Origin of the sequence: Pseudoxanthomonas sp. 22568 (assembly GCF_052044485.1) — a bacterium.
Classification (GTDB): domain Bacteria; phylum Pseudomonadota; class Gammaproteobacteria; order Xanthomonadales; family Xanthomonadaceae; genus Pseudoxanthomonas_A; species Pseudoxanthomonas_A beigongshangi.
In genome coordinates, this window is record NZ_JBQENC010000006.1 from 154,531 (window position 1) to 167,607 (window position 13,077).

The 13,077-nt window shown below is 62.0% G+C and carries 8 protein-coding genes; 6 read left to right on the top strand and 2 right to left on the bottom strand.

The genetic code is table 11. The features are described 5' to 3' along the window. Window positions 1-2 precede the first annotated feature (2 nt). The gene (locus tag ACTJI2_RS09795; protein ID WP_183643979.1) at window positions 3-602 is read left to right on the top strand and encodes a TetR/AcrR family transcriptional regulator; all 600 of its coding nucleotides are present in this window, start codon (window positions 3-5) and stop codon (window positions 600-602) included. Window positions 603-676: 74 nt separating this feature from the next. On the opposite strand, the gene ACTJI2_RS09800 is transcribed toward ACTJI2_RS09795, so the two are convergent. Next, entirely contained in the window at window positions 677-1,489 is an 813-nt protein-coding gene (locus tag ACTJI2_RS09800; protein WP_440841966.1) for a DUF2145 domain-containing protein, read from the bottom strand. A gap of 4 nt (window positions 1,490-1,493) precedes the next feature. Then, window positions 1,494-1,934: a hypothetical protein gene (locus ACTJI2_RS09805; RefSeq protein WP_440841967.1), complete on the bottom strand. Its 441-nt coding sequence runs from the start codon at window positions 1,932-1,934 to the stop codon at window positions 1,494-1,496. A 108-nt stretch (window positions 1,935-2,042) separates the two neighbouring features. Here ACTJI2_RS09805 and ACTJI2_RS09810 point away from each other — a divergent pair, with 108 nt between their 5' ends. From ACTJI2_RS09810 to ACTJI2_RS09830, 5 genes are all read left to right on the top strand, one after another. Beyond that, the gene (locus ACTJI2_RS09810) at window positions 2,043-2,786 is read left to right on the top strand and encodes a helix-turn-helix domain-containing protein (RefSeq protein ID WP_183643970.1); all 744 of its coding nucleotides are present in this window, start codon (window positions 2,043-2,045) and stop codon (window positions 2,784-2,786) included. 212 nt (window positions 2,787-2,998) lie between these two features. Continuing rightward, window positions 2,999-4,786 (top strand): phosphoenolpyruvate carboxykinase (GTP), encoded by a 1,788-nt coding sequence (locus tag ACTJI2_RS09815; RefSeq protein ID WP_440841968.1) that lies wholly within the window; start codon window positions 2,999-3,001, stop codon window positions 4,784-4,786. Window positions 4,787-5,053: 267 nt separating this feature from the next. Further along, window positions 5,054-8,065 (top strand): TonB-dependent receptor, encoded by a 3,012-nt coding sequence (locus ACTJI2_RS09820; RefSeq protein ID WP_440841969.1) that lies wholly within the window; start codon window positions 5,054-5,056, stop codon window positions 8,063-8,065. A 95-nt stretch (window positions 8,066-8,160) separates the two neighbouring features. Further along, window positions 8,161-9,741 (top strand): tetratricopeptide repeat-containing sulfotransferase family protein, encoded by a 1,581-nt coding sequence (locus tag ACTJI2_RS09825; RefSeq protein ID WP_440841970.1) that lies wholly within the window; start codon window positions 8,161-8,163, stop codon window positions 9,739-9,741. A 250-nt stretch (window positions 9,742-9,991) separates the two neighbouring features. Then, window positions 9,992-13,015, top strand: coding sequence for a TonB-dependent receptor (locus ACTJI2_RS09830; RefSeq protein ID WP_318288600.1), 3,024 nt, complete (start codon window positions 9,992-9,994; stop codon window positions 13,013-13,015). The last annotated feature ends 62 nt before the right edge of the window (window positions 13,016-13,077 follow it).

Below are 13,077 nucleotides of genomic sequence, written 5' to 3' on the forward strand. Positions count from 1 at the left end.
TCATGACGACTCCAAGCCCCGACCCAGCTCCCGCCGCATCTCCGCGGAATGCCCGTCTCAGTGCCGACGACTGGGCGCAGGCCGCGCTCGATCTCATCGCCGAACAGGGTGTCTCCGCGGTGGCGGTCGAACCCCTGGCGCGTCGCCTCGGCGTGACCAAGGGCAGCTTTTACTGGCACTTTCCTTCCCGCGACGCCTTGTTGCAGGCGGCGCTGGAGCGCTGGGAAGCGGTGGAGCAGGAAAGCGTATTCGGCAACCTGGAAAAAGTGCCGGATCCGCGCGAACGCCTGCGTGCGCTGTTCCAACTGGTCGGACACGAAGTCAAACCACACATCATCTACAGCGAGTTGCTGAAGGCGCTGGATCATCCGGCGGTCCAGCCGGTGATCGATCGTGTATCGCAGCGTCGACTCGAATACTTGATGGCGTCGTTCCGTCAGGCGGGGCTGGCGCGCCAGGACGCGATCCATCGTGCCCGCCTGACCTATGCCGCGTATGTGGGCTTCCTGCAGCTGTCACTGCAACTGCAGCAGCCACGCATGACCCACGACGAGTTCGAAGCCTATCTGGAACACGTCATCTCCACCCTCATTCCCACCTGAGCGCAGGAGGCGCACCTCGCTCGCGGAAAGCCAGGGCGGCGAGCAGAGGCGGGCACAAAGCCGCCTCGCGGGAATCATGCGGGACCGGGTGCGGTCATCAATCGGCCATTGCGCCATTCCTGCACGTGCTCGGTGTATCCCGCACTGTCCAGATAGCGGAAGATCGAGCGTACGGTGACCACGGGGTAGTCGCCTGACAGGCGGGTGGCGACCGGATGGTCGGTGAAGTCGACGTTGGCGGTGAACAATCCGCCCAGCACGCGCTTGGTGTACGGAACATGGATGGTGTCCGGGATGAAACCATCGCCGCGCGCGAAGGCGTACGCCGTGGCGCGGTCGTATACCGGCTTGTCGGCGATCGCGCTGGCCATCATTTCGACCAGCCAGGCGGTCGAGTTCTGATAGTTGCGGCCGCCGGGACGCGCGATCAGGTTGTAACGTGGATGGTGCAGGCTGTGGCGCGGCAACTGTTGCAGTCGCCCGGCCAGCCGCTGCGCGAAATCCGGCTTGAACCAGACGATGCGCAGATCCTGGTTGACCAGATCGTCGGAGAAGAAATTCACCAGCCCCTGCGCGTACAGTCCCGAACGATCGCTGCCGCAGTCGTTGAGCAGGTGCACCACCGTCCAGCGTCCCTGGGGATGATCGCGGACGACAAAGCCGGCATGGCTGTAGACCAGACCCTGCTTGGACAGATCCGTACCGACCCGCGCAATCAGTGCCACCGGCGCATCCCTCTGCTCCAGCGCGGTGGCGGCCAGCAGGGCGGTCTCCGCCGCCGAGGCGACCTTGGCCGGCGACAGTTGTTGTTCCCGACATTCGTTGCCGGCGTGGGCCGCCAGCGGCAGGCACAACAGCCATGCGCAGCGCATCAACAGGCGGTTCATCGGCTCAACTCCCGTAGCGATGGCTGTGGATGTGCGGACGGACGCTATCGTTGGCGATGAAGCACAGCGTCTCGCCGGCAGCGCTCAGCAGCCAGCCGGTGGCAACGGCGGTCACGCTGATCGCGGTTCCCACCGCGATGCCCAGCCGGCGAACCGCTTCCACCGACAGGTAGACCACGAACGAGGCGCCGGCGGCGGTGGCCGACACGGTCACCGCCACACTGCCGCCCACCACAGCGACCCCCGACACCACGGCCGACGCGCCATGCGCCAACGCGTGCACGACGGCCATGGGCACTTCGACGGAAGCGGCGAGGCTGGCCTGCGAATGCCGGCTGGCGCCATCGGACTGGACGGCGGCCCGGGCGGGAACGGCGGCGGCGAACAGTGCGGTCGCCAGCAACAGGGGACGGAAGTACGGAACGGGGGGTTTGGACAGGGTCATCGGCAGGTCTCCTTGCGCAGCGCAAGGTGGGCGCAGACGCCGTCCGGATTCAACTAACTTTGACAAGGTAAGCTTCCGGAGGACGAAAGGTATAGGAATCCGCTACCCATGGCCGTATCCCTGGAACTGGTCGACGCGCTCAAGCGCTGCCTGCGCGGGCAGGGCATGACCTACCGCGATCTGGCGGCGCAGATGAAGATGAGCGAGGCGGCGATCAAGCGCATGTTCTCCCGTCGCGCCATGAGCCTGCAGCGGCTGGAGCAGATCTGCGAGGTCCTGGATGTCGGCCTGGCCGAACTCAGCGCCGAGGCGTCGCGCGGGCGCAAGCCGATGGCCCAGTTGGAGGCGGCGCAGGAACAGGCGCTGGTGAAGGAGCCCGCGCTGCTGATGGCGCTGTTCCTGACCCTCAATCGATGGCGGCAGGAAGATGTGCTGGAACACTTCGGCTTCACCTCCGCCCAGTGGACCGGCCTGCTGGTGAAACTGGATCGCCTCGGCATCATCGAGCTGATGCCCGGCAACCGCACGCGCACCCTGACCGCGCGCAACTTCCGGTGGCGCGCCGATGGGCCGATGGAACGCTATTTCCGCCACACCCTGCTGACGGATTACTTCGCCGATGCCTTCGACGGCGAGCAGGATGCGCTGCTGCTGCTCAGCGGCAGCCTCAGCATCGAAGGCATCAAGCAATTGCGGCAAAGGCTGGAGGAAGTGGCGCGCGAGTTCGATGCCCTGTTGGCGCGGGATGCGACCCTGCCGGCGTCCGAGCGCATCGGGGTGAGCCTGGTGCTGGCGCAGAAGCCCTGGCTGCTCCAGCTCTTCAACCCCTACCGGCGATCGCGCACGGGCTGAGCCCGCCCCCGGAATTCCTGGCCTGCCGCAGGGGAGCCTGCCGGCGCCGTGTCTACATATGTATGTGGACTGCTGCCTCTGACGCCGATTCCGGGAGGCCCGGGCGTGCCCTCCGGGACAAGTCCTGACCTTCCTGAATCCGATTCGGCGTTCTCCTCGTCATCGGGACCGGACATTGGTATCATTTTGGTCTCATTTTTCGAGGGCACGGCATGAACGCAGCGGTCGACGTTTTCAAATCGCAGGATTCCCAGGGGTGCAGGCTGGATGCGCTGAACGCCTGGGTCGCGGAAGTCGCCGCGCTGACCCAGCCCGACCACGTCCACTGGTGCGATGGCAGCGATGCCGAAAACGCCGCGCTCATCGCCCGCATGCAGGCCGAAGGCACCCTGCTGCCGCTCAATCGCGAAACCCATCCGCACAGCTGGCTGCACCGTTCCAGCCCCAGCGACGTGGCGCGGGTCGAGCATCTGACTTTCGTCTGCACCCCGGAGCGCGACGACGCCGGCCCGAACAACCACTGGATGGCGCCGGCCGAGGCACACGCCAAGATGGACGCGCTGTTCGCCGGCTGCATGCGCGGTCGCACCCTGTACGTGGTGCCGTATTGCATGGGCCCGATCGATTCGCCGCTGGCGCGTTGCGGCGTGGAAATCACCGACTCGCCCTACGTGGTCGCCAACATGCGCATCATGACCCGGATGGGTGCAGCGGCACTGGCGCGGATCGAACGCGAGGGCAACTTCGTGAAGGGCCTGCACTCGATCGGCGAACTGGATCCGGAGCGCCGCTTCATCATGCATTTCCCGGAAGAGTTGACCATCAAGAGCTACGGCTCCGGCTACGGCGGCAACGCGCTGCTCGGCAAGAAGTGCCACGCGCTGCGCATCGCCTCGCACCAGGCACGCCAGGAAGGCTGGCTGGCCGAGCACATGCTGATCGTCGGCATCGAGAACCCGCAGGGCCAGACCCACTATGTCGCCGCCGCGTTTCCTTCCGCCTGCGGCAAGACCAACCTGGCCATGCTGATTCCGCCGGAGGGCTACCGCCAGGCCGGCTGGAAGGTGTGGACCGTCGGTGACGACATCTGCTGGATGCGTCCGGGCGCCGATGGCCGGCTGTACGCCATCAATCCGGAAGCCGGCTTCTTCGGCGTCGCTCCGGGAACCTCGGACAGTTCCAACCCGAACGCGCTGGCCACCATCAGCCACCACACCATCTTCACCAACGTCGCGGTGACCGACGAGCAGGAACCGTGGTGGGAAGGCCTGGACGGACGCACGCCGGCGCTGGATTGGCAGGGACGCCCGTACGATCCCGCCAACGGCCCGGCCGCGCATCCGAACTCGCGCTTCACCGTGTCCGCCCGCCAGTGCCCCAGCTACTCGCCGCGCGCCGAAGATCCGCAGGGCGTCCCGATTTCGGCGATCGTGTTCGGTGGCCGCCGGGCATCGCTGGTTCCGCTGGTGTTCGAAGCCCGCGACTGGACCCATGGCGTCCTGGTCGGCGCTGCGATGGGGTCGGAAACCACCGCCGCCGCCACCGGCGCGGTTGGCGTGATGCGTCGCGACCCGATGGCGATGAAACCGTTCTGCGGCTACAACTTCGCCGACTACTTCGCCCATTGGCTGTCGTTCGACCAGCCCGGCGCGAAGCTGCCCAAGATTTTCCACGTCAACTGGTTCCGCAAGGGCGACGACGGCAAGTTCCTGTGGCCGGGTTTCGGCGAGAACCTGCGCGTGCTGGAGTGGATGATCAAGCGGGTGGAAGGGCAGGCGGATGCCGTGGAAACGCCGATCGGCCATCTCCCGCGGCCCGCTGACCTCAATCTCGAAGGCGTGGCGCTTTCGCAGGAAGCCGAGGCCAAGCTGTTCGGCTTCGACCGGGACGGCTGGCGGTCCGAGGTGGAAAGTATCGGGGCCTATCTGGAGGAGTTCGGTGGGAGGATGCCGGGGGCGTTGAAGGGTGAGCAGGAGCGCACTGCCGGCCAGTTGGGTTAAATCTGACCTCTGTCGAGCGAGGAAAAACGGCTGCTTCGGCAGCCGTTTCTTTTTTTGGAAGCCATTCATGGAGAGCATTTAAAGCGTATTTTAATTTACAGTTAATGAAAATGAATAGGGCAAGTGATTGATTTATAAGGGCACATAACTCTTTCTTAATAAAGAAATTTGCGTTACTCTTGGGTTCACAGGCTACGTGAGGCCTGTCACTTCGGATTCCGGAGCCGCTTTGGCACCGGCCGTTTACAACTCAAGAGAGAGAGACAAATGGGTTCCAGTTACTTGTCGAAAGGCATCAAGCGCACGGCCCTGAGCCTGGCCCTGGGTGCCTGCTTCGTGGGTGGGGTACAGGCGCAGTCGAACTCGGCCGGTGCCATCACCGGTCGCGCCGTCGACGGCGACACCATCACCATCGTCAGCCCGGACACCGGATTCACCCGCACCATCAACGTCAGCGGCGACGGCAGCTATCGTTTCTCCGCGCTGCCGACCGGTAAGTACACGATCACCCGCAAGGCCGCGGACGGCGCTTCGTCCAGCCGCGATATCACCGTGACGGTGGGTACGGCCGCGAATGTCGACTTCGCCCGTGCCGCCGCCACTTCGGGTGGTGCAACCACGTTGGATGCGGTGCAGGTAGTCGGCACCAATGCCATCAATCCGATCGACGTGTCCTCCGTGGAATCCACCACGGTGCTGACCGCTGAACAGATTGCCAAGATTCCGGTTGCCCGCAACATCACCGGCGTCGCGCTGCTGGCTCCCGGCACCATCAAGGGTGATGCCGCGTTCGGAAACCTGGCGTCGTTCGGCGGATCTTCGGTGTCGGAGAACCAGTATTACGTCAACGGCTTCAACATCACCAATACCTTCAAGAACCTCAATTTCGCGCAGATCCCCTTCGAGGCGATCGCCGAGCAGCAGGTCAAGACGGGCGGCTATGGTGCCGAGTTCGGCCGTTCCACCGGCGGCGTGATCAACCTGATCACCAAGCGTGGCTCGAACGAGTTCCATGCCGGCGGCAACATCTTCTGGGAACCGGAATCGCTGCGCGAGAGCACACCGAACCTGTATTACCGCAATGGCCGGCTGGTTTCGGACAATTCCAAGGACCTGGGCTGGGCCGCGACCGCGTCGGTCTGGGCCAGTGGCGCGCTGGTGAAGGACAAGCTGTTCGCGTATGCACTGCTGCAGTATGGCCGCACCGACGAAGCCGCCTACCCGAATGTCCTGAGTGGTGGCAAGAACACCCAGGAAGAGCAGAAGTCGCCGTCCTGGCTGGTCAAGCTGGACTGGAACATCACAGATGACCATCTGTTGGCACTGACCGCGTTCTCGGACAAGCGCAAGACCAACACCGCGTATTACTACACGACCTTCGAAGGTGATTCGGTCAAGCCGAATCGTGGTACCTATCTGGGTACGCTGCATGAAGAAGACGGCGGCGAGAACTATGCGCTGAAGTACACCGGCTACCTGAGTGAAAATTTCACCTTGACGGCGCTCGCGGGCCACGGTGAATTCTCGCGTTCGAACCACGCCATCCAGGCCGACGGCAGCCGCATCTCCTATGACGGCAATCTCAACAGCGTGGTGGGCGGTTGCCCGATCGTGCGTGACAACCGTCCCAGCGCCCGCAAGGATGCCACCGGCATCTACTCCGGTTGCGACTTTGCGACCTCCCTGAACCGCTCCGATGCCAAGGACACCCGCGACCAGTTCCGCATCGACGCCGAATGGCTGCTGGGCGATCACGTGGTCAAGTTCGGTTACGACCTGGACGACTTCGAGACGGTGGATGGCACTGCGTACTCGGGCAACTACTACTACCAGTACAACAACAACCCGAACACCGGAAACGATTTCGTTCGCCGCATCAACATCCGCCAAGGTTCGACGGTGAAGGTCGAGCAGCGTGCGTTCTACGTGGAAGATACCTGGAACGTCACCGACAATTTCCTGGTCTACGGTGGCTTGCGCTGGGACAGCTTCGAGAACAAGAACGGACTGGGCCAGAGCTACGTCAAGATCGACAACCAGTTCGCTCCCCGCCTTGGCTTCTCGTGGGACGTGAATGGTGATTCGTCCTTCAAGATCTTCGGTAATGCCGGTCGTTTCGCCCTGCCACTGACCGCGAACGTTGCCGTCCGTGGGGCGAGCGCGTCGATCTACGAGATGCAGGACTTCATCTACACGGGTGTCGATCCGGTCACGGGCGTGCCCATCAACATGACGCCGGGTGGCGGCCCGTTGGTGGAACCCTATTATGCGAATGGCGAAACCGGTCAGAACAAGAACCCGGCCTCCATCGCGTCGACCAACCTGAAGCCGATGTATCAGGATGAATTCATCCTCGGCTTCCAGGCCCAGATAACCGAGCACCTGTCCGCCGGTGTTCGCGGTGTCTACCGTGAGCTCAAGCGTGCGATCGACGATACCTGCGACATCCGTCCGATCGAGGATTGGGCTGAAGCGAACGGGTATACGGACGTGGCCGTCGGTAATCCGTCGTTCCCGTACTGCCGCCTGTACAACCCCGGCAGCGATGGCATCTGGAACATCGACGTTGATGGCGACGGCACCACCGAGCGCGTCTCCATCGCCGCGAACGCGTTGGGCCCGGAAGCCAAGCGTACCTACTCCGCACTGGAGTTCTTCTGGGAAGGCGCGTGGGACAAGTTCTTCCTGCAGGGTTCCTACACCTACGGCAAGAGCAAGGGCAACACCGAAGGCGGCGTGAAGTCCGACATCGGCCAGGGTGATACCGGCACCACGCAGGACTTCGACTATCCGGAGCTGATGCTGGGTTCTTTCGGTTACCTGCCGAACGATCGTCGCCACACCCTGAAGATGTTCGGCAACTGGGACATCACGGACGAGTGGTCCGTGGGTGGCAACCTGCTGGTCCAGTCGGGACGTCCGATCAACTGTTTCGGTGTCTACGGCGACGACCCGGTCGGCTACCGCGCGGCGTACTTCTCCTGCGATCCGATTGGCCAGCATGGCGGTACCACCGTCGTGGACCGCGGCACCGCCGGACGTACCTCGTGGACGACGACCTTCGACCTCAATGTGGCCTATCGTCCGGCATTCGCCGACGGCAAGCTTGCCTTCAAGGTCGACGTGTTCAACGTGTTCAACGCGGACAAGGCCATCGCGGTCAACGAGGAAGGCGAGAACGACGCGGGTGACCCGATCGTGCAGACCGAAACCTACAAGACCCCGCTGTCCTGGCAGACCCCGCGCTCGGTCCGCTTCATGGTGCAGTACGACTTCTAAGCAATATCGGGAAGTCAGCGTGAAAGAGACGGCCGCCTTTGGGCGGCCGTCTTGTTTTTGCACTATCCTTTTTGCTTTGCCCTTCGGAGCCCAGCGTGCACAATCCCGACATCGGTGCCTACGTCCAGCGTGGCCGCCAGGCAATGATGGAACGTCGCTTCGACGATGCACGCGAGATCTACCAGCAGATTCTCGCCCTGGATCCCGCGCAACCGCGTGCTTGGTTGGCGTTGTCCGCGTTGGCCCAGAGCCAAGGCGATTTCCGTGAATCGGTGCGCGCGGTCCGTTCTGCCGTACCTGCCTGGAGGCGAAGCGGAAGCCAGCAGTTCATCACCGAACTGAGCATGCGGTTGCTCGTGCTGGGAGAGTACAAGGAAGCGAGGGATCTCATTTCATCGGCCGACTGGTCCGATCCGATTGTCCTGCGCTACAGCATGGGCCTCGTGCAGTATCTTGGTCTGGCCGAGGCACACCAGGAAGCGTTGGATCTGGCGGACTACGCAATTTCCAAGGCGGGGAACCCGCCGGCGGCGCTCCTGCTGGCTCGCGCAAACGCACTGAGGTATCTGGGACGTATGCAAGAGGCAACGGAAGCCTATGAGCGCTGCATCGCGCTGGACCCCTTGAATGCGGAAGCGCACTGGACGCTCGCGCACCATGCCGTCGACAACCTGCCGGGAGGACGGCTACCCCGGATAAGGAAGGCGATATCGCACACCCAGCCATCATCCGAAGACGCCATCTATCTTCACTACGCGTTGTTCAAGGAATTGGATGATGCGGGTAATGTCGAGGACGCCTGGCGGGCATTGCGAACGGGATCCGCCATGAAGCGGGCAAGGCTACGGTATGAGGACGCAGCCTGGGCAACCAGCTTCGAAAAGCTTCGGCAGGTCTGCGACAAGGAATTTCTTCATGGGAAACAAGCGCCGCAGGAAAATGGGCATTTCCAACACACGCCTATCTTCATCGTAGGCTTGCCGCGCAGCGGAACTACTTTGCTCGAGCGGATGCTTGGCAATCATCCCGGTGTCGTGTCCGCCGGTGAGCTGAATGATTTCCCATCGCAGTTGGCGTGGGAAATCAATGCCTTCATCGGCGAACTGCCTGGACCGGAAGCGCTGAACGCCTACCGCGGTTTGGACTATGCGTCGCTGGGGAGAGGCTATCTGCAACGAACGGGTTGGCGCGTGCGGGACGCGGATTTTCTGGTTGACAAGCTGCCTAACAACTTCATCAATGCAGGCTTCATCCACAGGGCGCTGCCCAATGCCAAGATCATCTGTCTCCGGCGCGGTCTGGCGGACAGCTGTTTCTCGACATTCAAGCACCTCTTTTCGGGAACCGCATATCCCTTCAGTTACGACATTGCAGAGATGATCGCGCATTATCGGCGTTTCGATCAGCTGGCGAATCATTGGCAGGAAGTCATGCCGAGTGCGTTTCTCTGCGTGGACTACGAGCGCTTGGTCAACGACACGGATGACGCTCTTCGCCAGGTGTCTGATTTCTGCGGCCTTCAAGGCCATGCAGGCCTCGCCGCAGTAGAAAGGAATACCTCGCCTTCGGCGACTGCGAGCACTTCCCAGGTTCGCGACAAGGTGCATACCCGCAACATCGGCAGCTGGTTGCGTTATCAGGCGCACTTGGGCGAGTTGATGGACGCCGTCTCGTGATGGACCGCGCTGATCCTAGGGTTTCCGGTGGACTAGGCGGCCGCGGCCTTTCGCGGCGGAGTCATTACGGCTTTGTTGCTAACTGTTTGAAAAATATTGGTTTGTTGTCGTAAAAGTGTAATTTCTGTTCTGCTCTCAAGCGTGAAAGTTACGTTATTCTCGAGTTACCAGGCGTTTATGTTTGGCGTCTGACATTCGGACCGGATCACTTTGTTTCGGTCTTTTTTTGACTTGAGAGAGAGAGCACACGATGACTACCCAGAAGGGACGGAACTTCCTGTCCGTCGGTATCAAGCGGACGGCACTCAGCCTTGCGCTGGGCGCCTGCTTCGTAGGGGCCGTACAAGCGCAAAGCGCGGTCGGTTCCATCTTCGGTGACACCAAGGCGGGGTCGACCGTTACCATCCAGAGCGGCCAGACGGGTGTGACGCGCACCATCACGTCCGACGCGACGGGCCGGTTTACCTTCGGCCAGCTCCCGCCAGGTTCGTACAAAGTGACCTCTGACGGCGTGACCCGCGACGTGGTCGTCAAGGTCGGCACCGGTTCCCCGGTCAGCTTCGCTGCGGCTGCTTCGGGTTCGGCGACGACGCTGGACACCGTGCTCGTGACGGGCAGCGGCGCAATCAACCCGATTGACGTGTCATCGGTGGAATCCACCACCGTCTTCACGGCTGAACAGATCAATGCACTGCCGGTCGCGCAGAACATCACGGCCGTCGCCTTGCTTGCCCCTGGCACCGTCAAAGGCGACAGCGGTATTGGCAACGGAAACCTGGCTTCGTTCGGTGGTTCGTCGGTGGCCGAGAACGGCTACTACATCAACGGTTTCGACGTCACCAACATCCGTAACTTCATTTCTTATGCGGACCTGCCGTTCCAGGCGATCGCACAGCAGCAGGTGAAGACGGGCGGCTATGGCGCCGAATACGGCCGCTCGCTGGGTGGCGTGATCAACCTGGTCACCAAGCGCGGCAGCAACGAGTGGCATTACGGCGGCGGCGTGTTCTATCAGCCGAGCTGGGGGCGTGACTCCGGCAAGGACGTGATTACCCGCAGCCAGAGCGCGCTGGAGAATGGCGATATCTATTCCGCGTATCGTAGCGACAACGAATACGAAAGCCTCAACTACAATGCGTATGCGAGCGGTCCATTGATCAAGGACCGGCTGTTCTTCTTCGCGTTGGTGGAAGGCCGTGGTGACCAGGACGATGTGTATGGCACCGAAACGTCATACCGCGACCGCAACAACAGCCCGACCGGAATGCTGAAGCTGGATTGGTACATCACCGACGACCACCTGCTCGAATTCACCGGCATCTACAACAAGACCAAGACCAAGCGCACCACCTATAGCTATTCCTCCGGCAAGTACGTCGGCGTCCACCAGGACAAGAATTCCGATCTGGAATTTGAGAATGGCGGCAAGGTCGGCATCCTGAAGTACACCGGTTACCTCACCGACAACTTCACCCTGTCGGCCCAGGCGGGCTACCTGAAGAGCACCGACAACTATCAGACCCCCGAAGGTCTGCCGGGCTCTGAATGCGTTCGAGCGTTCGACAGCCGTGTTTCCGCCGGCACCACGACCTACATCGGTTGCTGGAACACGGACCAGACCTTCATCCGTGACGCGGATTTCGGTCCGGACGAAGACGAGCGCAAGGCGTACCGCCTGGACGCGGAATGGCAGCTGGGTGACCACCGCCTGCGCTTCGGTTATGACACCGAAACCTTCACCTCGTCTCATGCCGGTCAGACCTACACAGGCGGTGCCTACTGGCGTCACTTCCGTACTGGCGCTGCTGAAACGCGCCAGGTGAATGGCGTGGCCATCGGTCCGAACACCAACTATGCGCGCCGCTGGGACAGCCGCACCACTTCCGCCGCATACGACGTCGAGAACGTCGCTTACTATGTGGAAGACAGCTGGCAGGTCACCGACAACTTCATGGCCTACTTGGGCCTGCGTTCCGAGCAATTCGAGAACAAGAACGCAGCTGGCGTGGCCTTCGTGAAGTCCGATCACGAAATCGCTCCGCGCCTGGGCTTCGCCTGGGACGTGAACGGTGATTCGACCTTCAAGGTGTTCGGCAACGCGGGTCGCTACTACATCCCGGTCGCGGCCAACACCAACATCCGCGCATCCGGTGGCGAGGTGATCATCGAGGATTACTTCCTCTCCACTGGCGTCGATGTGGCTACCGGCCTGCCGGTCGGCCTCGGCGCCCAGATCGGACCCACCAACGTCAACGGCACGCTGGATCCGCCGAACCCGGCCTCGATCGCCACGACCAATCTGAAGCCGATGTACCAGGACGAATTCATCCTGGGCGGTCAGATTGCCCTGAACGATTCCTGGACCGTGGGCCTGCGCGCCATCATGCGCGAAGTGAAGAGCGGCATGGACGACTACTGCTCGCACCAGCCGTTCCTGTCGTGGGCCGAAGACAACAACAAGCCGGACATCGATCTGGATTCCATCCCGGGTTGCTTCATCATGAATCCGGGTAGCGACGTTAGCCTGGCGTTCGACTCGGACGGCGATGGCGTGGTGGAAGTCAACAACATTTCCTCCAGCTACTTCGGCCTGCCCAAGTACCGCCGCAAGTACAGCGCGATGGAGTTCTTCTGGGAAGGCAGTGGCGGCGACAAGTGGTATGTCCAGGGCTCGTACACCTACGCCAAGAGCAAGGGCAACGTGGAAGGTTATGTCAACTCCACGCTCGAGCAGGACGACGCCGGCCTGACCCAAGACTTCGATCACAAGCTGTTCGAGGATGGTTCGTTCGGCTACCTGCCCAACGACCGCCGTCATACCGTCAAGATGTTCGGCACCTACCGCATCACCGATGAGTGGCGCATCGGCGGCAATCTGTTGATCCAGTCGGGTCGTCCGGTCAACTGCCAGGGCTTCATTCCGTTGGATGACCCGAGCGTGGGCATCGATGCCGGCAACCTGGCGCTGTACAGTGGTTCGAGCTTCTACTGCCTGAAGCCCGATGGCGTGACCCGCGAACTGAGCCGCCGCGGTGAGTTTGGCCGCACCCCGTGGATCTGGACCTTCGATGCCTCGGTTGCCTATACGCCGAACTGGGCAGACAAGCGCCTGACCCTGCAGGTCGACGTGTTCAATCTGTTCAACCGCCAGCAGGTCACTGAGTACTCGGAAGGCACGGAAAGCAGCCGTGGCATCTATAATCCGAACTTCCTCAATGACCTGAACTACCAGGCGCCGCGCCAGCTGCGTTTCAGCGTGCGCTACGACTACTGATCACGTATCAGACGTACCGCCAAGAACCACTCCTCCCTACGGAGGAGTGGTTTTTTTTACCC

Excerpts from the sequence above, each read along its gene's own strand:
- ACTJI2_RS09830 (WP_318288600.1), top strand. The coding sequence starts at position 9,992 with ATGACTACCCAGAAGGGACGGAACTTCCTGTCCGTCGGTATCAAGCGG.
- ACTJI2_RS09795 (WP_183643979.1), top strand. The coding sequence starts at position 3 with ATGACGACTCCAAGCCCCGACCCAGCTCCCGCCGCATCTCCGCGGAAT.
- ACTJI2_RS09810 (WP_183643970.1), top strand. The coding sequence starts at position 2,043 with ATGGCCGTATCCCTGGAACTGGTCGACGCGCTCAAGCGCTGCCTGCGC.
- ACTJI2_RS09815 (WP_440841968.1), top strand. The coding sequence starts at position 2,999 with ATGAACGCAGCGGTCGACGTTTTCAAATCGCAGGATTCCCAGGGGTGC.
- ACTJI2_RS09820 (WP_440841969.1), top strand. The coding sequence starts at position 5,054 with ATGGGTTCCAGTTACTTGTCGAAAGGCATCAAGCGCACGGCCCTGAGC.
- ACTJI2_RS09800 (WP_440841966.1), bottom strand. The coding sequence starts at position 1,489 with ATGAACCGCCTGTTGATGCGCTGCGCATGGCTGTTGTGCCTGCCGCTG.
- ACTJI2_RS09805 (WP_440841967.1), bottom strand. The coding sequence starts at position 1,934 with ATGACCCTGTCCAAACCCCCCGTTCCGTACTTCCGTCCCCTGTTGCTG.